Annotated in this window: 21 protein-coding genes; 4 read left to right on the top strand and 17 right to left on the bottom strand. The window is 41.8% G+C overall.

Features of this window, described 5'->3' with window-relative positions; all coding sequences use genetic code 11:
• The first annotated feature begins 488 nt into the window (after positions 1–488).
• Together AB1L08_RS16445 and AB1L08_RS16440 are read left to right on the top strand one after the other, a co-directional pair.
• Complete coding sequence (locus AB1L08_RS16445) at positions 489–1,058, top strand: PadR family transcriptional regulator (protein WP_413065739.1); 570 nt, start codon at positions 489–491, stop codon at positions 1,056–1,058.
• Between the two features lie 17 nt (positions 1,059–1,075).
• On the top strand, positions 1,076–1,516 hold the full coding sequence (locus AB1L08_RS16440; RefSeq protein ID WP_413065738.1) for an SgcJ/EcaC family oxidoreductase: 441 nt from the start codon (positions 1,076–1,078) through the stop codon (positions 1,514–1,516).
• 120 nt (positions 1,517–1,636) lie between these two features.
• On the opposite strand, the gene AB1L08_RS16435 is transcribed toward AB1L08_RS16440, so the two are convergent.
• The 15 genes from AB1L08_RS16435 to AB1L08_RS16365 all read right to left on the bottom strand — a co-directional run bounded on the left by AB1L08_RS16435 (position 1,637) and on the right by AB1L08_RS16365 (position 19,120).
• Complete coding sequence (locus AB1L08_RS16435) at positions 1,637–2,440, bottom strand: ABC transporter ATP-binding protein (RefSeq protein ID WP_413065737.1); 804 nt, start codon at positions 2,438–2,440, stop codon at positions 1,637–1,639.
• Positions 2,440–3,477, bottom strand: a complete 1,038-nt coding sequence (locus AB1L08_RS16430) for a FecCD family ABC transporter permease (protein ID WP_413065736.1) — start codon at positions 3,475–3,477, stop codon at positions 2,440–2,442. The genes AB1L08_RS16435 and AB1L08_RS16430 overlap by 1 nt, the downstream gene beginning before the upstream one ends.
• A complete protein-coding gene (locus AB1L08_RS16425; RefSeq protein ID WP_413065735.1) occupies positions 3,474–4,514 on the bottom strand; it encodes a FecCD family ABC transporter permease in 1,041 nt (346 codons plus the stop codon). Before AB1L08_RS16425 ends, AB1L08_RS16430 begins: the two co-directional genes overlap by 4 nt.
• Positions 4,507–5,565 (bottom strand): iron-siderophore ABC transporter substrate-binding protein, encoded by a 1,059-nt coding sequence (locus AB1L08_RS16420; RefSeq protein WP_413065734.1) that lies wholly within the window; start codon positions 5,563–5,565, stop codon positions 4,507–4,509. The genes AB1L08_RS16425 and AB1L08_RS16420 overlap by 8 nt, the downstream gene beginning before the upstream one ends.
• Positions 5,566–6,674: 1,109 nt before the next feature.
• Entirely contained in the window at positions 6,675–7,472 is a 798-nt protein-coding gene (locus AB1L08_RS16415; protein ID WP_413065733.1) for a hypothetical protein, read from the bottom strand.
• Positions 7,473–7,505: 33 nt separating this feature from the next.
• Complete coding sequence (locus AB1L08_RS16410; RefSeq protein WP_413065732.1) at positions 7,506–8,294, bottom strand: hypothetical protein; 789 nt, start codon at positions 8,292–8,294, stop codon at positions 7,506–7,508.
• A gap of 63 nt (positions 8,295–8,357) precedes the next feature.
• Complete coding sequence (locus AB1L08_RS16405; protein WP_413065731.1) at positions 8,358–8,927, bottom strand: STM3941 family protein; 570 nt, start codon at positions 8,925–8,927, stop codon at positions 8,358–8,360.
• Positions 8,928–9,010: 83 nt separating this feature from the next.
• Positions 9,011–9,919, bottom strand: coding sequence for a hypothetical protein (locus AB1L08_RS16400; RefSeq protein ID WP_413065730.1), 909 nt, complete (start codon positions 9,917–9,919; stop codon positions 9,011–9,013).
• A 267-nt stretch (positions 9,920–10,186) separates the two neighbouring features.
• Positions 10,187–11,881: a T7SS effector LXG polymorphic toxin gene (locus AB1L08_RS16395; protein ID WP_413065740.1), complete on the bottom strand. Its 1,695-nt coding sequence runs from the start codon at positions 11,879–11,881 to the stop codon at positions 10,187–10,189.
• Between the two features lie 5 nt (positions 11,882–11,886).
• Positions 11,887–12,144, bottom strand: a complete 258-nt coding sequence (locus AB1L08_RS16390) for a hypothetical protein (RefSeq protein WP_413065729.1) — start codon at positions 12,142–12,144, stop codon at positions 11,887–11,889.
• 6 nt (positions 12,145–12,150) lie between these two features.
• A complete protein-coding gene (locus AB1L08_RS16385) occupies positions 12,151–12,564 on the bottom strand; it encodes a YwqH-like family protein (protein WP_413065728.1) in 414 nt (137 codons plus the stop codon).
• A gap of 151 nt (positions 12,565–12,715) precedes the next feature.
• Positions 12,716–17,188, bottom strand: coding sequence for a type VII secretion protein EssC (gene essC / locus AB1L08_RS16380; protein WP_413065727.1), 4,473 nt, complete (start codon positions 17,186–17,188; stop codon positions 12,716–12,718).
• Entirely contained in the window at positions 17,188–18,477 is a 1,290-nt protein-coding gene (gene essB, locus AB1L08_RS16375) for a type VII secretion protein EssB (protein ID WP_413065726.1), read from the bottom strand. Before essB ends, essC begins: the two co-directional genes overlap by 1 nt.
• A gap of 36 nt (positions 18,478–18,513) precedes the next feature.
• The gene (gene yukD, locus AB1L08_RS16370; protein ID WP_413065725.1) at positions 18,514–18,753 is read right to left on the bottom strand and encodes an ESX secretion system protein YukD; all 240 of its coding nucleotides are present in this window, start codon (positions 18,751–18,753) and stop codon (positions 18,514–18,516) included.
• A gap of 76 nt (positions 18,754–18,829) precedes the next feature.
• Entirely contained in the window at positions 18,830–19,120 is a 291-nt protein-coding gene (locus AB1L08_RS16365) for a WXG100 family type VII secretion target (protein WP_413065724.1), read from the bottom strand.
• Positions 19,121–19,433: 313 nt separating this feature from the next.
• Between AB1L08_RS16365 and esaA the strand changes: the two genes are divergently transcribed.
• A complete protein-coding gene (esaA, locus tag AB1L08_RS16360; protein ID WP_413065723.1) occupies positions 19,434–22,469 on the top strand; it encodes a type VII secretion protein EsaA in 3,036 nt (1,011 codons plus the stop codon).
• Positions 22,459–22,929 (top strand): YueC family protein, encoded by a 471-nt coding sequence (locus AB1L08_RS16355; protein ID WP_413065722.1) that lies wholly within the window; start codon positions 22,459–22,461, stop codon positions 22,927–22,929. Before esaA ends, AB1L08_RS16355 begins: the two co-directional genes overlap by 11 nt.
• A gap of 113 nt (positions 22,930–23,042) precedes the next feature.
• On the opposite strand, the gene AB1L08_RS16350 is transcribed toward AB1L08_RS16355, so the two are convergent.
• Positions 23,043–23,285, bottom strand: a complete 243-nt coding sequence (locus AB1L08_RS16350; protein WP_413065721.1) for a hypothetical protein — start codon at positions 23,283–23,285, stop codon at positions 23,043–23,045.
• 496 nt (positions 23,286–23,781) lie between these two features.
• Positions 23,782–23,865 (bottom strand): putative holin-like toxin, encoded by an 84-nt coding sequence (locus tag AB1L08_RS16345; RefSeq protein WP_376785304.1) that lies wholly within the window; start codon positions 23,863–23,865, stop codon positions 23,782–23,784.
• Between the last annotated feature and the right edge of the window lie 278 nt (positions 23,866–24,143).

The raw sequence follows: 24,143 nt of genomic DNA, 5'->3' as shown, positions 1-24,143 counted from the left end.
GATTTCTTTTTTAAACCTATGTTTCCGGCATTCATCCCGGCATTGAAATACCGGGCCTTCTGCCAGTTGTTCGTAAAATTGTACCGCCTTGTTTATGTCCGCTACCATCACAGTTACATTGCCACTCTGGAAAATGAATTGTTGCCTCCTTTATATGTTTGATCGTTTTTATTATATCAAAAATTTATAATGTGTAAACATATTTTTTTGATATAAAAATATATGGAACACCCCGGCGAAAAGGAAGGGATCCCAGAAAAATGTAATCGATGGTGCAAGTGCATTTCTTGAAGATGACAAAACAAGGTTTATCCTGGTAACAGCAGAAAATGATAAAGATTACGGAAAAAAACAATGATTGGACTTGCTTTAAAAAAAACAATCCGGCAGCATTATCATTTTTTATTGACAATTGCTTTTGATAAGCATATAGTTTTATTAAAACAGTTTTATAAAAACTAACATAGGGAAAAGAGGTGAAATGACGATTGTATGAACTGCTAGTCCTGTCATTATTAATGAAATTCCCCTTACATGCCTATCTCATTTCGAAAATAGCCAATGACACGATTGGCCCTTGGGAAACGGTTAGCAGGGGTACACTTTCCACTTTGTTAAACAAACTAAATAAAGCAGGGTTTATTCAAGAGGCGAATCCTGAAAATGTCCCCTTTCCATCCGAACGGTCATCCCGTACCTATGAAATTACTGATAAGGGAAAAGACCGCTTTTATGAATTAATGATGGAAACCGAAAAAGGCCTTGGAAACTACCAAAAGATTTTCCGTAGGAAAGCTGCCTACCTTGATTTTTTATCCTATGAAGATCAAGTATATTTGGTAGATCACTATACAAGATATTGTCAGAAAGCTATCGATCATATTAAAGAACAGCAATTAGAGTTTGATGAAAACCCTAACCAAGTACAACCTATGCAAAATACGTACTTTTTCCAAACAATCCAAGGGTTAATGGATCATCAAATGAATCAGTGGAAGCTGGAACTGGAATGGATATCTCATTTAAAGGAACAGATTAAGACGAACCACTCTAATTAAGAGAAGGTGAAGATAAAATGGAATTAGAAATGGAAAAGGAACACATTAATCATTTATTTGAAACCATGTATTCCGCCTGGAGTAATGGTGATGGAGAGGCATATGCTGCTTGCTTTACCGAAGACGCTGATTATGTCACTTTCAATGGGCAGCATATAAAAGGCAAACAAGATGTAAAAACCTTGCATCAAGCGTTATTTGACGGTGTATTAAAAGGATCACAATTGCAGGGGCACATAACAGATATGCGCTTTTTGAACAGCACCACTGCTATTGTACATTGTGTCGGAAGCACGAAAATGCGTTGGCAAAAAAATTACCCCAAACATAGAGATTCAATAAACACAAATATAGTCGTCAAGCAAAATGGCGAATGGAAAATTTCAGCATTCCACAATTGCCGTGTGAAGGAACCCAACTTTATCGCAAAATGGTTTATGAATAAAAATAAAAAATAACATGCTAGACATTCGTTCACGGGGGCTTTCCATGTTTATAAATAATAAAGACACCCCTATAGATAATGATATCCAAAGGGGTAGAACGGTGCAGCGCTATGAAGATATTGCACCTGGAATCTATGCTTCAACATGGTATCTGCCTTTTGGCACAACTAAAGGGGTGGCTGAAATCGGGTCATTAATCACGGTACAATCAAGTCCAAAAATATCTTTGATTAATGTACTTGTAATAATATCTGATGGCTCGCCCTCCGCTACAAGTTTCCCTTTTTGAAGTGCAAAAATATAATCTGCATAACGCGCTGACAGGTTGATATCATGAAGAACCATCACAATGGTCGTACCGTATTTTCGATTAAGGTCTGTGAGCAAATCCAAAATTTCCACTTGATAAGTGATATCCAGAAAAGTTGTCGGCTCATCAAGAAATAAAATATCCGTTTGCTGCGCTAGAGCCATTGCAATCCAAACACGCTGCCTTTGGCCACCTGATAGCTCATCAATATCATGGTTTGCAAATTCAGTGATATTCATGATTTCCATCGCTTCTGCAACAGCCTCATAGTCCTCTTTTGACCATCCGCTTAGCAAAGATTGGTGCGGGAAGCGTCCCCGCCCAATTAAATCCGCTACCGTTATTCCTTCCGGAACAACAGGTGATTGAGGTAAAATGCCTAGAACACGAGCTAACTGCTTCGGTGGAATTTTGCTGATTGCTTTGCCATCAAGCGTAATTTCTCCGGATGAAGGTTTAATAAGCTTGGCCAGCGTTTTTAAAAGCGTGGATTTCCCACAGCCATTTGCTCCGATAATAACGCTTATTTTATTGCTCGGTATTTCAAGCTCAATGCCGTGTATAATCGTCTTGTTATCATAGCCCGATCGTACCTTTTCTGCTCGAAAACCATGTATCGTTTTCATTATAATTCTCCCTTTCGATTCATTCGGATTAATAGCAAGATGAGATAGGGCGCTCCCAGCAATCCCGTTATGATGCCTACAGGGAACCTATATTCAAAAGCAAATTGTCCAATTAAATCCGCTACCAACACTAAATTAGCACCTACAAGACCTGCTGGTATAATATTAGAGAAACTCACACCAACTATTCTATTCGCAATCGTTCCTGCAAGGAAAGAGACAAAGGCAATCGGACCCGTTGTAGCAGTGGCAATGGCAATCATCAAGACCGAGCTTACAATAAGCGCTATTCTTGTCTTATTTGTAGCAACACCGAGAGAAGAAGCCATGTGCTCACCCAGTTCTAACATGTTTAAGTGCTTTCCTAATAAGATAACAATAGGAGTAAAAATGATAACCGTTATCACAAGTGGAGGCAATTCTTCTATTTGAGAGCCATTGAGGCTGCCATTCAACCATATCAATGCGGCCGGAATATCTTGTTGGGCACTGACTAATAGCAGATAGGATATTACCGCATCAAGCATCGCTTGTATCCCTATCCCAATAAGAATTAATCGGCCAATTGAAAAAGATTTTCCTTGAGAAAGGAAGTACATAATAACGACGGTCATAAGGCCCCCAATGATCGAAGCAATAGAAATCACTGAATTGTTTGCATGAAACACAGTGATACATAAAACAGCTGCCGCGCTTGAACCGGATGTAATTCCTAATACGTTTGGATTTGCGAGTGGATTACGCAATATCGTTTGAAAAATGTATCCTGCAATACCGAAGGCAAAACCTGCAAAAAGACCGGCTAACATTCTTGGAAGACGTATCGTATTCACCGCAAAAGAAACACCTGGAATTTGCTCTCCCAAAAGTGTGCGAATGACCTCTTGAACCGGGTAAATCGTGTTTCCAAGCAAAAGCATGGCACAACAAAGAACACCAGCTAGTACTGTAAGCAAGCTCGTAACGAGGACCCAACGCCGACGCCTCTGACGCATGCCTGCCATCATAAATGTAACTTCAACAGATTGATTTTTCATAATGACCGCGCTTTCGATTTCATAGCTAATAAGATCAGTATGGGTGCACCTATAAATGCTGTAACCACACCAACTTCAAGTTCTCCAGGACTCGCAATGAGTCGTCCCGCTACATCGGATAGTGTTAAAATAATCGCTCCTGCAATCGCGGACATGGGGATTAAAAACCGTAAATCAGGACCAAGAACAAGGCGCATCACATGTGTAGACAAAAGGCCAATAAATCCGATAGGACCTGCTAAGGCAGTAGCCGCTCCACATAGAATCACGCCACCAATGGCTGCTGCAAGACGTAAAAATATCGGGCGAACGCCCAGTCCTGTCGCAACGTCATCGCCCAGTGCAAGAGCGTTAAGAGCTGGAGCTGTAATAACTGCAATCAACATTCCAACAATCAAAAAAGGCAGAAACACAGTAATTGAACTCCAGGTGCCAGAACCAACGCTGCCTACTTGCCAGAATCTGAATTGATCCATGGCATAAGAATTGGGAATCATAATAGCGGTGACAAGAGATGATAGAGCGGCAGTTGTAGCCGCTCCGGCCAAAACTAGCTTAATTGGCGTAGCGCCACCTCGTCCCATCGAACCGATTCCAAATACGAATGCCGCAGTTAATGCTGCTCCGATTAAAGCTAACCAAATATATTGATTTGCCGTGCTAATATTTAAAAATGCAATTCCACAAACAACAAATAATGCTGCTCCGGTATTTACCCCCAGTATGCTGGGATCTGCAAGTGGATTCCGAGTAACAGCTTGCATCAGTGTCCCGGCTGCCCCCAATGCTGCTCCACATAATAAGCCGAAAATCGTTCGTGAAAATCGTTTACGCACTACATTTGCTCCATAGGAATCTATATTCTGGTTAAATAAACCATCTATTAATTCCTGAAAGCTTACTATACGAGCACCCAAAGAAAGCGAAGCTATCATACATGCAATTAATAAAATAATAGAAATGACAAGCATCAGCTTAAAGTTTCTTGGAACATGCAAGTCTAGCTGCTTACGTTTCGAAACAGAGGAACTACTCATTTATACGATCAACAGCTTTACCTAATAACTCTAAGTAATCATCAATCGTGTAATCAATTGAAAGTGGTGTTGGCGTTCCTGCAGCAACTAAAGGCGTATCACTTTCGATAAATGCGACCGAACCTCTTTTAACAGCAGGAATTTTTCCAAGTAATGGATCTTTCTGTATCGTTTTTAATAAATGATCATCACCATATCCAACAATAATATCGGCATCATACAGAGCCTCCACATTTTCAGTACTTAATTCTAAATAAAAATTGTTAGGATCCTTAATTAACTCTGTAACACTTTTTGGGTACTCCATGCCTAATTCCTCCAGAAATGCGGCACGGGAGTCGATTGGTGTATAAATGTGCAGTTTAGATAAATCTTTCGCTGAGAAGTTCACCCAAACAACTTTTTTACCTTTGATTTGAGGGTATTTGTTTAATTTTTCTTGAATCATATCTTCAGTGTCTTTAATTAGCTGTTCGCCTTCTTCTTTCATGCCCATCCCCGTCGCATTGAATTCAACTTGTTCACGCCAAGTTGTTGCCCAAGGTGCTTTTGGATATGCGACAACAGGAGCAATTTCAGAAAGCGTGTCATAATCTTCTTGCGTGATACCAGAGTAAGCAGCCAGGATAACATCCGGATTCGCATCTGAAATCGCTTCAAAATCAAGACCATCTGTATCTTGGAATACATTAGGTTCCTTTGCATCAAGCTCCTCCAGCTTTTCTGCTGTCCAAGGTAAAAGTCCGCTATCATCTTGTACACCAAAGTTGGCTGCAGAGAAACCTACGGGAACAACACCAGGAGCTAAAGCAACATCCTGGTTTCCCCATTGGATCGTAACGACTCGTTTCGGCTTGCTTTCAATAATCGTTTCGCCTAAAGCATGTTTAATTTTGATTGGATATTCGGAATCAGCTTTTGTAGAAGCAGATTTTGTTGTATCAGATTCAGATGATGACTGACTTGAACAACCTACTAGTGATAGGATGGCCACAACTGAAAAGAGCAATATTAATATAAAGGGTATTTTTCGTTTTCTTTGCATATGCATATGTAAGTCCTTTCTTGTTCCAAAGTATAGTGTTCATTAGTTCTGAAAGCTCAATAAACAGGATGAAAGGTCATCATCCACCTCCCCTTCTCATTGATTATCATTCTCAATTATAATACTTGTTTTTCATTTTGTTGTCAATTTGCGCCCGAAAAACAATTATTTCGAATATAGATCTTTTTTCCTCATTAATGTTCCATTACTTTTTTTGCTTCATGAAACTTTTAAATAGCTTTACAGAGGAAGCGGAAGCTTAATGAAAAAAGGGCAAACCCCGATTGAAAATTGAAAGATATTTGCTGGCATGGGAATGTTTTTGCAAAAACTCTTTTATGTGTTTTCACAAAGAAGTGCCTGATGGAGAGGAAAAATATAAAAATACCTGCAAAATAAAAGGGCAAAAATAAATGCCTACAAGTAGTTGTCACAGACGAAGAAAAATAATATGTTTTCTTTTTCAAAAAAAAGGGTATACTGTAATTAGAAATGAATACATTAAAAACGACTGAAGGTGCTGTAACACCTTCAGCCTATACAATAGCTTGGTTCCCTACAAAGGGGATCGGCACGATTATGGAATAAAACCCACCTTAAATGAACTGCACACTCAAGGGTGGGTTTTATTTCTTACTGTTTTTTTCTGACATAACCGCACCGATTAACACCCCGAAACTAACCATCAGCATTAATCCTTATGCAACTGTCATCAGCACCATCCCCCTTTCGGGAGTGCGCCGACCACCCTTGAGTTAACCAATTATGCTATTGTCCTTTAATTATAGCAATTTATTTTTTCTATTTTAAAAGATTCCTCGAATCTTGTCTGACCGAACTTTCCACACTTTAAAAAGTGGACTTTCTCGTTCGGAAAATCTGAAAAAGCCCATTTGGCATTTTTTCAAAAAATACAAATGGGCCTCAATCTTCCTGCCAAGGAAAGTTCAAATAAAACTCCGAGCGCTTTGGCGCCTCCTGATAGTAAATTCTTTGCCCCTGCCTCGAAACGTCCTGATACGATAGTAATTACTAGGTATCGGCTCTTGATCGTATAGTAAGGTGACGAGCTGCTTTACAAAGCTCGCCACCAAGAAAAGTACATTTCTGTTATGTTAATTCCGTTCCAACCAAGCTAGAAGCTCTTCCTTTGCGATCAGTTTCATATATTCCTTCATTTCCACAGGATATACATCGATTTCATTTGCTTCCGCCACAGAGCTATAATCTAGAATCCACACACACGACTTTCCTCTTAAAAATAGATATACCGGCTCATCGCGCTGCGCCTCTTCCACTTCTTCCCCGAACATAAACGTAATGGAATCAAAAGTGGCATGACGTTCTTGAAAGTCTCTTAAAAAGAAGCGGAAAGAGATTGGATGGTCCTCATCCTTGCAAATTGCGTCCATTTCTTCATCTGTATATGTAACCATTGAATCAAACAGTTCTCTTTCGATCTTAAAAGGTGCGATCCCCTCTTTTGGCTCTTCCTCAGGTAAACCATAAAAGTCGATCAGATGCTCTACATAATCAAGATTACCACTAATCATCGTAAACATATGATCCATGCCTTCGAAACGCTGGACAATCCTGCCTCCATCAGCTAAGTGATGAAATATTAATGCATGCTGCCCATATACGCAACGAACCTTTTTCGGCGCCTTCATCACAGCATGAATCATGTCTTCTACTTCTTGGATTAATTGTGTTGTACGGGCTTCATCCCAATAACCACGATGCTTTAACAGCCTTTCCACGTGATAGGAGAAAGCGTCTAGTTGTTCATCTGTCATCATATTCCGCTTTAGCAATGAGGCTTCACGCGCCACATCCTCATAACCGCACAAGGCGAGTACTCCAATAAATTCATCTGTAGTTAAGGCGATCTTCTTTTCTTTTAAGAAGTTCATCCTCCATTCCTCCATACGCACATCCGCTCCTTTTTAAAAACCAAACCACATTTTTATCCGATTCATGATCATCTGAATCAATGAAGATGCTTCTGTAGGGTAGAAGTATACCTTACCTTCCGTATCTACTTCCGTGTAATCGATATACCAAATGAATGATTTTGATGGTAAAAATAAATGTATTTCTGGCATTTCGTTCTCATCTGTGATGTAGTCAGACTTGATCAATGAAAGATTATTCAAGAAACATCCGCTCTCCACAAACGCATCCATGAATGCCTGCATAGCTGGAGGATGTTCTCCTTCAGAAAGCAGTTCGTTGACTTGTTTTGCCGTCTTTGCGACTGAAAAAGACTGGAACATCTCACTCGACATTATAAAGGGCTCCGTCTCGATCAGTTGCTCGGCAGGAAACTGATAAAAGTCTTGTATTGTTTTTTCACCTTGTTTATTTTTTGTCATATCCATGTCATAAAAGCTATGTATACCATCTTCACATTTTTGCACAAGCACTTTCCGAGACCCCATGTTATGTAAAAGCATCACTGTTTTACCGTGAACACATCGTACTTTTTTCTCTGCCCCCATCAATAGATGAATCAAGCTTTCGAGTCCGTAATCCATTTCACCTTTCTCATTTTGATAACCGCGACGTCGTAATAACAACTCCGCTTCTCCGACAACTTCCTGTAGTTGCCCATCACTTTCCCAATCTCGTGTGTTTTTTAGCGCATCAGCCGCCGCTTGCTCGTATCCACACAACATCATCGCTACGCTCAGTTCCTCTGTTGATAATGAGAATGTTTTTTTCTCCTGAATCATTGCCCTTCCCTCCACTCATGTTTATCAATCATTGCAATCATGATATAAGCACAAATGAATGGCCTAACCGATTTTCTCTTGATCAATAAACTGTTCAACAAATTCCAACACGGCCTCTAACGGAACATTACTTGCATTTTGCGGGATACTGATTGGAAACTCTTTATTCTTGTTCATACTTAATAGTGCACGTTTTACACCACTTTGTCGCTCTAGGAATGGCTCAAAATCTTTTGGAATGATGCCTATCATTTTTTGGCCCATCAACGAATACATCCCAATCCGTTCAATTTCGTCCCAACGGATCTTGCCTACACCAACAAAAGAAGCATTATCATCAATCCCATCTTTATCAATACGCAGTGATGGCTTCGGTTTTACAAAACGATACACTAAGTAAACCGTACAGAGACCAAAAAACGGGATGCCTATTGCGACCAATACAGGTAAAATTGGAGCGGTTACTGATGTGATGCCTTGCGCTTCTTCTAAAATAGATTCCCGATTAAATGCTGCCCATATTAAACCAGCAGTAAATGCTAGAGATAGGATAGAAAGCAATAACGTTCTTCCTTTCCCCGGGTATACAATCATACTATCTTTGCTGACTTGTGTTCGATTTGTTTCACTCACCGTCCTGCCCCTCCTTTAAGCCGTTTTTATCATACCAAAACTATTTTCTACACCAGCTGATAGCTTTTTTAATAACACAGCCTCTATTCATACCTGTCGATCTCGGACTCATCAATATCACTCGGAATCTCTACAAAGTACGGGACCATACGTCTGTATTCAATCGCTTGTTCCAAATATTCACGTTTGTCGATTTCAAATTCTTGCTTTTCCTCTTCTAAATGCTCCGGCAACAGCACTCGTTCAGGTTCTTGCCCAGTTGTTTGACAATACCATTGCCCGTTCTCTTTGTACAAGATCATTTCTTTTGGTGGACTCCATTCCAAGCGATTAAAATAACGGACACCGTTCTCTACATATAAAAACTCCACATCTTCAAACGTCTTCGATCCCTTTTCCCGATAACTGCTTATTCCCTCTGCAATGTAATAATCCAACTCTCCATACTCCAAATATCGCCCACTTGATAGCATTTCTTCCGATGGTTTTCTTTTCTGCGCCTCTTCGCGTGCTTGCTCTTCCGCCATCCTTCGGGCCCGCTCTTCTGGCGTAATGTCTAAGTCTATGCCTGCGGCCATAATCAAACGTGTCCAAAATCCAGAGAAAAAAAGGGCGATGCCTGGCCATATGAGGGCCACGGCTACTTCTTTCCCAAACAAAAATGCATAAATCCCCATCCCTTTGGTCGAAGCAAAAACCCCCAACAAATGAAATATAAAAAACGCGCCAAGGATAATGGTTACTATACGGGCTACCCTTTCTCGAATACGAACTGGGATCCACTTGATCCATGAAAATAAAATTAAAAACAATTGAATCCATAGAAGAGTAATATAGAGCTCTTGGTAAAAAGGTAGATCAACCAGCGCCTGAATTCCATATAAATTGATCGCCACCATTGACCATAGACCTGCAGTGAATATAAACGAATAAGTTGCCAATCGAATATTTTCTAGAAAACGATAGTATACATATGCAGAAATGGCACTCACAATAAAATAACTTCCCCACAGCAAAATGGCAAATAAACGCGATGTGTCATTTATATACACAAAAAAGATATTAGGAATACTATAGAGATGAACCAACAACCCGAAAAAAAAGTGATACCCAGTATAAATAAAGAGAAAACTTTCCTTTTTTTCGTATGTATGAGTAGAAGGGTTAAAATATCCCACAATTGCACCTCAATTCCACGATTTCATTCCATAATAAGAAACCTAGCAGTAATATAGGGAAGGGGGATCCCCCTTCCTACATTAACCAAACAGGCTTCCGAGTGCTTTGACGCCGCCCGATAGTATATTCTTTGCCCCTTCTTTGACCTTATTTCCAAAATCACTTGCTGCATTCAAAGCGGCTTTTCCCGCATCTACTGCAGCATTCCAACCTTTTTCAGCTGCAGCTCCAATTTTCTCTCCAACTTGCCGCACAGGCTCTCCTAAAAATGTGTTCGCTGCAATACCGCCAATTGCGGCGCCAACAAATCCACCAACAACCGTACCGACGCCGGGGAAAATCATCGTACCTATAGCTGCCCCTCCAGTTGCACCCGCATACGCAGCACCAATATCCAACGCTGTTCCTGCAAGAGCACGACCTGTTCTTTGGGCCGTACTTTTATCTTTATGTGCATCCGAAAATGCTTCCATAAAGTTGAGTCCCACCGCCAATACATTTCCTGCGCGGGCAAGATTCTTTTGCCAGCCGCCACCACCTGGTTTTATATTTTTAATTGATTTTTTCACATCAATGCTCTTTATTGTTGGTAAGAAATTGTTACCCAAATTTTTCAATAAGTTTATAGAATTCCCTATAAGACCATCCCCGCGCCGGAAGTAATTTACAAACCGCTGACCATTTTTATAGATCACCATTGGACCCGAGGCTCTGTTCAACAGTCCTACAACTCCTACTCTAGTCAGATTCCTTAATCCGGCTATTTCTTTTGGAAGATTGCTAGGCATATATCCATAACGTTGAACAATATATTTCCCTTTTGGGTGTTTCATCAACTCATGCATTTTAGAAGCCAGTTTTGAATCGTACTTTCCTTTTTGCTTTGTCCATTTCTTATCGGCCACTAATTTAACAGTACCGTTTCCATTGTCCACGAATTTCAACATGCCCGATGTAAACATAATTGTAGTCGCTGCACCTCGCGCAATATCAACAACGACAAGTCCCCAATTCTGAATCGTTTTTACATCTGTTCCCAAGAAGTTCACTACTCCCTGGACTAACGAACGGTCATCTCCACGATCCAAGCGATCCATATCCACGTCCGGCGCTTCCTTATGTAACGTCATCTCTTTGAAGTGCGATCTCACGTCTTGAATATTTACCCCTTGTAAAAGAGGTCCGCCTGCATTGGTCCATTCTACCGCTTTTTGCACAATGGCGTCTAGTTCGGTACGGCTCGCTTGTACCTCAGCCATTAAATCGACTCCGTCATTGTCAAGCATATACAAACCGTCAACGACTTCACTTGCGAATTTACGCGAACTATCGATGCAGTTTAATACTTGGCTTATGTCTAGCTTTCCAAGATTCATAATATGGCTGACCGACGCCGCATATTCATCCACTTTTTGTTTAGACTGCTCCGCTGACTCCTCCACTTTATCTAGCCCTCGAGTCATTTGCGTATCCCAAAAGTCTTCCGTTACTACCCCGTTTTCAGAGGGCTCAAATTCAAGAATATACGCCTTCATTTTTTCGATTTTTTCAATCGTAGTGGTGATGTGGGCGCGAAATGCCCGGATTGTTGGGAGCTGTAATTCCGCATGATTCAAGATGATTGCTTCCCCGCCTTCTCCAGTGAACGCGCCGTCCATATTCAGTACTCTTTCAATCCCTATATCCATCAAATCCAGATAGTCCAAGCGACGTTGCAATTGATCTATGTCTTTGTCAAGCTTTGCGATCGCTTGACTGACATCCAGGATTCTCATTGCTTTCACCTCATTTCCCCTGCAAGCTCATGATCCACATTCTCATATTCTTGCACCAAAGCCTGGAATTGCTTTTCCATTTGACTCAACGCCTGAAAATACATGCTTAATTTATTCTCTATTTCTTCTACTTCTCCGGTTTCAGCTAGCAACATGTCTAGCCCTTCAGTTGAATCAACCGCTTCTTTTTGAAAACTGCCGGCAAGATCCCCGACCGCTTGAAGGATTGCCAGGGCTTCCTCTACGTTTACTTTAATTTCCATCTTCTATCACTCCTTCTTTTCCCTTGCCAGTTTATCTAGCTTTCTCAAATGGTTAATTCGATGATTTCGGTTTTGAATTTGCAGGCTTCCACTCTCGATTTTTTCCTGGAGCCGATCTCGTTCGCTATCAATGGCATCGATCATTTCTTGGACCTGCTCTGGTAACTTCACATGCTCCTGTTTAAGCATATCACGCTCTGCCCTTTCGAAGTCAGATGCGATGGTCCCACGCGCTGCGTCATTTCCTAATTGCGGATGATCAATATGACTTTTATCTGATACTAACGTGCTTTTTTCAGTTACTAGCTTACTTCTGACATCCAGCAGCTCCTGACGATGCTCTCCTGCTATATCCATTCCTTTCCTAATCGATCGGATCTCATTATTCAGCAGGTTAATTTGATTTAAATAATAGCTCATCACCTATACACCCTTCTTCGTTTTTATCACGCAGTTCAATCCTTCTTTGAATAAAACCCCATCCTTACTGTCAAGAATCTTAACGATTTTAAACGTTTCGTTTAGCCCTCGCCAGACGACGTAGCCAAAACGGCGTTGACAAGTTAACATATTATACAAGGACAAGCAGATCCTCTTTTACCACTTCCGGGATTTTGATTTTTACATCTTGCCCATTGACGATATGGTAACCAAATCCCTCTCCTAATGTCTCTGTACGATCCATCGTAAAGCTTATCACGCTCTGCCCTGATTTTTTCATCAGAAGTATATGTTGACGGACAGTCTTTAATTGTTCAATAACCGGACTGCGCCCTAAACTGATTTCTCGATGATTTGCTGCAGCTATGACTTGGAACTGTAAATGCCCGAACATTTTCATCATATCCGCAAAAACAGCTTCTTTCGTCATGCCCAGTGTCTGTTTAAAGTCTGCAACATTATCAATAACAAAGAGATAAGGAGAGAAAGCAGGATATGCCATCCCTTGACTTAACGCCTCTTCATATTGAGCCTTTCGTGATTCCATCACTCGTGTCGCCTCTTCCATCTCTTGAATCAATCCTTCCGGCGTCATGACATAGGACACTCTTTCATGGCGATTGAAATCAAATAACGGGCGATCGACCCCATCAAATATGACAATTTTTTCCGTTTTATCTTGCTCAAGATAGAACGAAAGCATAACTTTCAACATATTTGACTTTCCACGCTGTGGCTCACCAACAACCAATGTGTGCGGCCCTGCATCCTCAGCCATATAGACTGGCTGTACTGTCTCTTCGTTCAGGCCGAGTGGGATTCCTGGTTGAGGATCTTCTTCCAAGCGTTCTCGGAACCCGGCAAGTGTCAAGGTATTCGGCAACATGACCATCGATTTTGGCAGTGCCGATCCTTCATAGCGGTTATTGATCGTTTGGATACGTGCTTTCACGTTTTCAATTACCTCAAAGTCCGTTTCCCCTTCTGCCGGCAAGTACGTATGGGCAAGCCAATTTTTGCCTTTTGCCACAATCATTCGACCCGGGACAGACTCAATCGCAAATGGAACCCTTCCAAGTAACGATGTGATATCGATTTTATCAATCATGTAATGACAAATCTTCATATTCATGCTGTTTAACAGCACTGGCTTCACTGCGTTTCTTGCAGTTACGGTTACAAAGACGTAAATCCCGCGTGATTGGCCATCTCGGGCGAACCGAGTGAAGGCGGGGACCAGGTCCGGAAACTCTTCAGGCAAGATGTCATAGTTATCAATGACAATGAAAATCGATGGCAATGGCTGGTCGCTTACCTCATTGTAAACGGAGATGTTGCTCACTTCTTTTTCCATAAACAGCTCACTGCGGCGTTCCATTTCTTTTTCAATGTAGCCAATGAGCTTTTCTAACTTACGCCCTTCATCCAATTTAATATAATCCCCGGTATGGCGAAGCTGGCGCAATGGCAGGAGGGCACCGTTCCCGAAGTCAAGCAAATAATAGTTAACTTGCTCAGGCGATCGTTTCTCCGCGAATGCCAAGAGTAGCGTCATGAGTGTCATCGACTTTCCGTATCCGCTCATACCAAAGATCATTAAATTGCCGCTCTTGCCCCAATCATAACTAATGGGGAATTGCCGTTGATTCTCCGGGTCATCGGCAAGCGCAAATGGGAATGCTTGCGGATCATCTTCTTCGTCACTTTTAGCATCATAGAAGATCCGTTCTTCCAATGGGTCAAGCCATGGGCTTTTTGCTGGAACAATTGCCAATTGGTTTGTTGTTGTAACAATTTCCTCGACAATCGCCTCAATCTCGGTGATGTTTTCTTGTTTGCTGTCCTCTTCCATCTCCGCTCGCGAAACAAGCTTTAAACCGAGATCTGTCACATAAGCAATCTCCTCTTCCCCCTCGTGCGCTGACCGCATGTACTGTGCACCGCTCCATGCGCTTTGAAACAAATCATATTGTTCATTACTACCAATTTGTAAATAGCCTCGTCCCGTTTCTTTAATATATGCGGCATCCTCGTTTTTCAAAATTTCTCTTGAATCCGTGGCATTTTGTACTTTCAAGGCGATCCGAAAACGGGAGTTGCTCCAGATTTGTCCGTCCACAACTCCGCTCGGCTTTTGTGTCGCCAGGAGAAGATGTACACCAAGTGAGCGCCCAATGCGTGCCGCAGATACAAGCTCTTTAATAAATTCCGGCTCCTCATTTTTTAGCTCCGCAAATTCATCGGAAATAATAAAGAGGTGCGGCATCGGCTCTTTAGCGATACCTGATTTATACAGTTTCGTGTAGTCGTTAATATGGTTAACGGTATGTTCATCAAATAAGCGTTGCCGCTTCTTTAACTCTGATCGAATGGAGGCCAGGGCACGCAAACTAAAGTTTTCACTCTCAGCAATATTGGTGATCACACCAAGGAGATGCGGCAACCCTTTAAAAGGCTGCGCCATTCCCCCCCCTTTGTAGTCAATGAGCAAGAAGGCAACTTCATGGGGGTGGTAGTTGACGGCTAAAGACAAAATATAGGTTTGTAAGAACTCTGATTTCCCTGATCCCGTTGTTCCTGCAAGCAATCCGTGAGGACCATGCATCTTTTCATGTGCATCTAGCTCAAGCAGCTCATCTTTTGCTTTAAAGCCGATTGGCACTGCAAGGGATTTAGTGCTGTCACTGATTTGCCAGCGTTCATTGATTCTTAAATCTTTCGCTTGTTTAACCCCTGGGAACATTTCCATAAAGGACACCATGTCAGGGATTGAACGCGTCATGCCCTGTTGATGATACAAAGAGGCGAGCATGCGGGCGTAGTTTTCGTTCGACGGATTGTATGGATCAAACTGGAAGCGTTTATGAATCGAAATGTTCCTTAGCAGAACAATTTCTCCTTCGTTTCGGTTTACTGCTTTCACAATTGTATGCACATGTTCATTTAAGTTTTGAGCCACATCTGTTAAAAAAATGACGGTGAAGCCGAGCTGCTTATCTTTCCCCTCCAAATATTCCATAATACCGTGTTCTGCAATCAGTGAACGGTTTGCGACAAAAAAAACGATGTGCGGGAGGAATTTTTTCCCTTCCCGCCTCTTCTCAAATGTTTCTTTTTGCGCCAAGTCTCGATCACGCAGCATGTGATACAATGGATTTAAAATGTAGTCGCACGCCTTTTCATCATAAATGAAGCCTTTTGCCTCTGAACCAGGCAATTGAAAATGTGGCAACCAGCGCATCCAGTCCCATTTCCTGCGCTGTTCTTCATGTAAAATCGCGACAAACCGCAAGTCATGATAACTGTGTGCAAAAGCGAGTTGCCCGATGATTTGCGATACTTCACGTTCCACAATGGAAGGTTTTCCGACATATCCGAGCGCACCGCGGGCGACACTTAGACGAAGCGGGGCATCCTCTATGTGTGAATACTTGTCACGTAACCGCTCAAAATCCTCCATCAGCTCATCCCGATCACGATTTGATAACTCATCACCCGGTTGATTTAATTCAAAGCTGGCGGGCACAGACGAGCGGCCAATTCGAATATCTAAAAAGTCGTCGTTATCAATGGTTCTTTCCCAAATACGGCTACTGACACGACGCGTCATATCCTTCATCTGTTCAAACGTCAGCAAATGATACGAAAGCGCATGCCTTTGCGCTTCCGCCAGCGCCTGCAACTCGTCCCGCTTCATCTCTAAATAGCGAGTGTACACACGTTTACGCTTTTCTTCTTTTTGCTTCCGTTTTTTCTTCTCGCGCAAAAACATCATTGTCGCCACAAACGCCATTACCGTTGTAATCGGGACAGACATGAACAACATCCACGTGCGTTTCAATGTAATCGAAATTGTGACCATGACCACGATAATCGCAAGCGGCGGCAGCAAAACCAACCACAGTGGGCGAGTCGTATCATCCACTTCTTCAGACGGCATGGAGAAATCCACTTTATCCGTCGGTTGTTCATAGATCATACGTGGCGTACGACGGTAAATAGGATATTGTTGTTGCATAAGGGACGTTGGCGTTTCTACCCGGGTCAACGTCGTTTCATAAGGCTCACTGCTTTCAACTACCAAAATGTCGCCAGCTGAAATTTTCAAAAGCACGCGTCCAAAAAGAAGCTCATCACCGTCTAATATACGGGTCGGTGTGGACACTTTCACTCCGTTCACATATGGGGCCTGCGTCCCTTCTTTTGGGTAGAGCGTCCATTTCTTCCTTTCACATAGCAATGTGCAATCCACCTGAATATCTGCTGGTAAAACCACATTGGCGGAAGACTTATTGGAAATGGTCACAAGATTCGTATGACCCATGTAATATTTTTTTTTACTCGGAACCTCTTTTATGTATAGAAAAGAATACGGTTGACCGTCTATGTTCAAATTGCATGATTCACCGGAAGAAAGGGTATGCAGCTCTTCGTCTCCACACGTAATCAAGCACTGACCGTCTTGATCACGAACTTGTATGTCTTTTTGTAAACAAGAAATTCGCACCTTCGCTTGTTCCCCTTGGCCAATAACAGCAGGGAGTCCATCCACCGCTGCCCTTTGCACATACTGATCGTAAAAGATCCACAATGTCGAGGACATTATTTGCCACCTCCATCCTTTTCCTGTTTATGATCCTTTTGATCACGATCCTTTTCTTTTTCGGCTTTTCCTGCTTGATTGTCTGGATTAGCTTCATCATTCGGCTGGAGTGGTTCCTCTTCCTCCGCTAATTCCTCAAGTTCACGCATATAATGATCGATCTCCGCTTCAATCTCTTTGAGCAAGTCTTCCCGCTCTTTTCCTGAAAGCTTATTATCATTTTTGACTTCTTCCCGACGCTTCAAATTGGCATATACGAGCCACTCTTTATCTTGAAGCCCGCGGGCAATATCAATGGCCTCTTCATTCTCGCCCCGTCCAATCGCAATCCAGTAATCGAAATAAGGCTCTGCAGCCTGTAGTACGAGCACATTTTTAAGGTTTTCCCGATGATAGTCTTGCAATGGTTCTACTGCGACGTAAGATTGCGCGAGTTCATATTTTACTACGCGGGGCATGCTGCTTGGCGAATACGGTTCAAGGGTATCAATGATTTCACTATAGTTTTCATTCAAGAAAGCGGCATGGCTAACGGTAAATGCATCTTGGCGCGGCTGTAAAAAGGCAAGGACGTACACAATATACACAATGGCTGGCACAAGCGCGGAAATGAGGCCGATGCCTATCCACTTTTGCAGGGTCCACCTTGTTTTCGGAACTTTATGTAATTGCTTCTCTTGTTGCTCTTGTTCTCGAATCCAATCACAAACAAGTTCACGTAATCCTTCTAATGTTGTTTGCTGGATGAGAGCTGTTGCTCTATGTGATAACTTTAATGTATCATGATGATTCATATATTCATTGAATCGATAGTTCCCATCCAAAAGTACTAGTAATGTGGTACGTAATTCGAGAAATAATCTGTCGGGGGTTTTTTCATAAGGGGGGATGCTGTCTTTCACACCATAATGGATAAATGTCACCTCCAACCCATCACTGACAAGCACGTTCTCCGGGCTGACAATCAAATGAAGTCTATCATTGTCATGTTGGATGACTTTTTGGATCAATGCGTGGGCAACAAAGAGTTTCACATTTTCTTCTTTATTTTTAAGCGTGCCAAACGGCCTCAAAGGGATCACTGGTCGCACTTTAATGACAAAGTCGTCTTCATTTTGCTCGATTTCTCTCGTAGTGAGCGGATCATAACCGTCTAGTACCCTTGCTTCTAACGTATCATTTAATTGAATTTCTTCATTTTGAAATGTAATGGTATAATGGCCGTTTTCATCTTTTCCTAACTGCATGCCTAGTTGTTCTTCTAAATAAAGCCGTTTTCTCTCACTCATTTTCCCAATTCTGCCCCTCTCCTGTGAGCGATATGTTCACAGTATCACTAAACGATCACCATTTGTGACACCATGGTCTGCCAAGATCTGATCTCCAGCAAGTATCCGCGCTTTGTTTTCAATCCGGATATAATCACCCTCCCGCCGCTGTTGGTTCAGCTTTTCAACTTCCCACACAATGTCGATGAACTTGCGCACAGTGTATTGGTCGGATAGACGCAAATCAATTTCTTTTTCCAAATAATTACGCAAATCAACTGTAACTTTTATGTACACAAAACACCTCTCCCAAAAGAAAGAGCAATCACAATCCACAATAACATGAATCGCGATTGCGCCTTCGTAAAATGAATCAGTATCCAATCCGGCCACGGATTTCTTGGTCCGTTGTTTCCATAACGTTCGCAATATCATCCGTTTGTGTTCCAAGCTCTTCGTACAACTGGATGAGCTCTTCTACGTGCCGCCGTTTGTCTTGCCACTGTTCGGCAAATCCTTGGAATGCCTCCCCTTCCCAAGTAGAACCCAGCTTCATAATACGTGCGTCTCCTCTTTGCAGTAGCTCTTGGTACGATGCTGCATCCGCACGGGTCTCATTTGCTTCTGTACGTAATTCATCTGGTGTCATACGAATTTGTGCCACGAAAAAACCCCTCCTAAAAATTACCTAAATACATAATTATTGTAAGAGTGCTATTCTAATAATGTCAACCTTTTTTGAATATATTCAGGAATCTTGAATCTAATTTCCATTTTTTCTTCTCGTATGATGCTAACGTCACTACTACTCTCATAATCATGATCAACCTCATCATATTTTTCATTTGTTTATACTTTCACATAAAATTATGTTTTTATCAATCGTTGTTTCTGTTACGATAATAAAGAAATCGTGACATACAGTCGAATCTTATCGACGTATGGATAATCATATAAAGAAGGAGGATTTGTAGACTGTGAGAAGCAAGAAAAGCGGTGCCATCAGCCTACTCATCGCCATTCTAATCATAGCTGCGATACCCATCGGCTTTTTTAATTACATTGGGCCTGAACCAATGTTTCGTCCAAAAAACACGACAGAGCAAATCGCAATTGTTAACGAAGATGATGGTTTTCTTCAAGCGAAAGATGACCTCGTTACACTAGGACAAGACGCAATTCTAACGATTGAAGGCGGTGAATCTGAGTACAAATGGCCTGTTGTCAGCCGGGCCGCCGCACAATCAGGGCTAGAAAACAAAGAATACGATGCTGTCATCTATATTCCTTCCTCATTTTCACGTGACATTATGTCGTTTAAGGAGGAAGTACCGAGAATCACCAACATTCGCTTTGAGATATCGCCCCACCTAAACGCGAAAAACCAAGAACGTGTCCAAAAAGAGCTGGAAGCCGCCCAACAAAAGCTGAACGGGCAAGTTACGACCATGTATTGGCGTTACGTGAGTGAAGAAATTAACGAAGTTCAAACGAATTTTGGTAAAATACTAGACAAAGAGATCGATTTTTTAAATGAAATGTACTCGTTTTACGCTCCCAGCTCACAAGAACTTGGGAAAGAAATTGATCGCCAGCGCGAGCGCTTAAGGCAGCTATTTTCCCACTCGAAAGAGACGACAGGTATTGCAGGAAATTCACAAATAACCTTGACAGAAGCAGAAAAGGCTTTTGAAACGCTTACGAACCATATCGACACGTACCTGGCTTATCAAGCAGATGCGGCAGATTCCATACAATTAATCGATCTTGAAAATGAACAGCTGATGAATGAAGCATCCGCCGAGCTCAACGCATTATTAGAAGATGGTGAGAGACGGATCAAAGAAGGCCAAGAACCCTTTCAGCCGCAATTAGAAAATGAAGGAAACAACGTATACGACTATTTGCAAACGATTCGTGTTGGATTAGGTACTCTCGATCAACAAATGCAAGGCTTTAAAACGAATATGAACACCTCTTTTCAGGCATTAAATCGCGAGGTTGACCGCCTGCCGCAGTCATATAGGGATGTCATTAGCAATTACAATCAGCAAGACGATTTGAATGCCTTTTTATCTACAATGGAAGCTACTCTCGTCAAACGTAAGGAGCTGACTCAAAAAACTCCCGATGAGCAGCAGCGGCCAAGTGCACCACAAGATGAATTGAAGGGGCTGAAACCAAGTACGCTTGACGAGGTACAGGGACAAATCGAAACCATAAAAGGATTGCTTACCAAGCTTGAACCGGAAAAAGAGAAACCTGTTCCTGATCCAGAGCCAGATACTGAACCAGGATCACCGGGTGAACAAGACAACGGTCTCGGCCAAGAAGACACATCAGGGAAGTCCGAAGATCATGACCAAGACAATAAAAGGGAATCAGAAGAACAGCCTGAACAACCAGGAGAAGGAGAACCACTGCAACCGGATCCGCCTCAAGATGGCCGTTCCCCATATGCGACCTGGAAAGAAGCAATTGCTCTTATTGAGCAGCTAGAAAATGAATTGAACAGCCAAAAGACAAACATCAAAAACAACGACGAGCTCGTATCCAGTTATAGCGACTACTTAGAAAAACTGCAGCGGTACGTGGATCAATTAGAAGAAAGAACAGAGGCGATGCCGAGCTCACTGATAGAAAAAATTCAGCAGCGCGAAGAGCGGATTTTATCATCCGAACCAGCAAGTAAATTTGCGTCTGGTTTTAAGGATTCTATCGAAAATCGTGACCCCGGCTTACTGATGGACTATTACGGATTACTTTCCGAGCTGGAACTGACCGTGCGAAACTATCGTTCCAGCAGCACTTTAAATCAGGAACATGCAGATGCGGCGATTGAGCAATTTGCTCATATGGGAGAGTTAAGAGAGCAAATCCTTGGAGCACAAGAAAACGTGACATCCTTCATGTTTTTAACCGAGGATATTAAACAATTCCAGAAATTCTCTACAGACGCACGCACTGAAATGGATACTTTCCTTGAAGATACGAATACTCTGCTCACCGACCTAAGTGCTAAAATAAAAGAAGAACAGCAGCTTATTGTATCATTGGTGAATGAAACACATGTACATGCGGCCAGCGCTTTAGAGCAAATAAAAAGTAACCGCAAACCAATCGAAATTGAAGCTGGGCCAATCGAGGGTCTTGACGGAGACCTTGTGCAGGTGAGTCTTCAAGCGTCTCTAATGGAGGTCACACAACTTGGCGATGCAGTATCTTCTCTTAGCAAACGCCAAGACGATTTAATTGGGTCAACGGAAGAAATGTTTGGACAAGTCTCAAGTGTCCAAAGCAAATCTGATGATCTCAATAATCGATGGAAAAAGAGTGTGGATACAACAAAGCTTGTACATGACAATATGAATGACATTCTACATAATGCAATTAACGATGGCTATTACAACGACTACGTATACAAACATTTGTCCAACCCGGTCAACGTTGCTGGAGAACAAGTGGAAGGACCTGCCGAACCGAATACGCCACCGGTTGTCATGCTTGTGATTATCTTGCTCGTCAGCCTGCTGATAGGATATTTGGCTCACCATTATAGGAATTTGCCTATCCCTGTGCATCTATCACTATATGTCATTTTATCTGTTGCTCTTGGATTAATCATTAGCATATACGGGCTCAATATCTATAAAATGTCGGAGGCACAAGCCATTCAATGGTCCATTATTACGGTACTGCTTGTTCTGGCTACATCAGGGGTGATGTGCTTAATGTTCATGATCGGACCATGGATAGGAGCACTCGGGAGCGCTTTAATCATTTTCCTATTTACCACTCCGCTCCTTGATATGGCGTTGCCAAACTTTAGTTCCAATAACCTGATAGCCGAACTATTCGTATCCATTCAACATCAAGAACAAAAGCTCTTCGTACCGGGGGCTATGGTACTAGTCGCCATCACCTGCTTTTCAATCGCAATAATGGTTGCTAAACACATTTACAAAAATCAACAATTACGTCATTCTGCAGAGGAAGAGGAATATGAAGTTTAAACGTTTGACTGTTTGTTGTGGTGTAGCAGCAGTGCTCCTTACAGGGTTTTCTCCCCTTTCTTTTGGGGCGGAAGAACCTACACGTACGGATCCCGCCGAGTATCAAGAGCATGAAATCCGGTCCAATTTACGAAAAGAGCTCACTTCAGAAGAGGCAAAAGAGCCGGTACGTGTACCTGAAGAAGTGCGCAAGTTACAATTCGATCAACCACGAGAACAAGAATACGATGAAATGATTCGTACCCTCTCTTTCACGGGTGAAGATAAAGTCACAACCGAAATGATCGCAAGTCATATTGGACTGTTTGATACAGAAAACCCTTTGCCGCAACAGACAGCCAACAATGATGATTCATCCGTTGCTTGGCTCCCTTGGGCACTGGGTGGCGTTGTGATGGTGCTTTTTTTAACATTGTTTGTATATATCTTGCCAAAAGGATTTCATCAAATGGAGGAGTAAAACATTTTTGGGCTGTCCGAAAAGTCGGTTTTTCGACTTTTAGACAGCACCAGAGATATTAGTGATAAAGAGAGCAACGAAAGAACATAGATGTGTGAATTGAATGTATACACTCATATGACTAAATCGGAGAAAGAAAAACAGCAAAATTCTTCGAAGATCATGTTGATTTTTAACGAAGGGGTATTCAATCCAATTCTCATCCCAGGATGAAAAACCCCTTCCAAATTCTCTCGGGAAGAGGCTGCAAACTTTGATATAACAACGATATTAACGCTTCGTTGCGGAGCACGTCTTGCAGCTTTAATATGGTATTTCTTACGTTCTTTAATTTTTGGGTTTTCACGGCTCATCATTTAATGGAAAACTCCATATGTATCAATATATTTAGTAAGTTTCAATTTCACAAGATTTCAATGAATTGCGCCAAGGGGTATTCAAAGGGTATTCAAAATTTAGATGCTGGCGGGACCATATGTATAAAGACTCTATTACTTCTCAAGCGCTTTATGCAGGAATCGAAAACAAATAAACAGGAACAATGTCAGAAGAAATACTAAAAAAGAAATATAAAGTTGAGTATCAAAAATAAGCAACTTAAACCGATTAAAAACAATAAAGAAAAAGAGCTCACTGCTTCAAAAAAAAGCTAAATGTGGAATTGAATTATAAAATCCTCATAGATGTTTTCTTTTTTAGAAAAAAAGGGTATACTGTACTTAGAAATGAATACATTAAAAACGACTGAAGGTGTTGGAGCACCTTCAGTCTATACAATAGCTCGGTTCCCTTCAAGGGGACTGGCAAGAATGGAAAAGATAATCCACCGGAGCAGCCAAACTCAAGGGTGGATTATTTTTTTTGATTAAATGACAGCAGCGCTATAATTAACACTCCGAACGCAATCATGAGAGATATGCTTTCATATACTGTCATCATAGCACCACCCCCCTTCTAAAAGAACTGGGAGTGATGCCAGCCACCCTTGAGTTAACCGTTATGCTATTGTCCTTTAATTATAGCATTTTTTTTCAATCTGGCTGCAGTCCATCGAAATACGGAAATATTCACACAATTAATCACCTTTATGATATAATAACTGGCAAGCTGCACTTTCTATAAAAACCCTCATTCAAACTGAAACCTCTCCCCATTGAAATGGGGAGGTTCCGGGACCCTAAAGGGTCACGATTCCATTGCGACAAATCGCAATG

The sequence above is a fragment of the Siminovitchia jepli genome (genome assembly GCF_047228825.1).
Classification (GTDB): Bacteria; Bacillota; Bacilli; order Bacillales; family Bacillaceae_C; genus Siminovitchia.
This window is presented reverse-complemented; position numbering and strand designations above follow the sequence as displayed.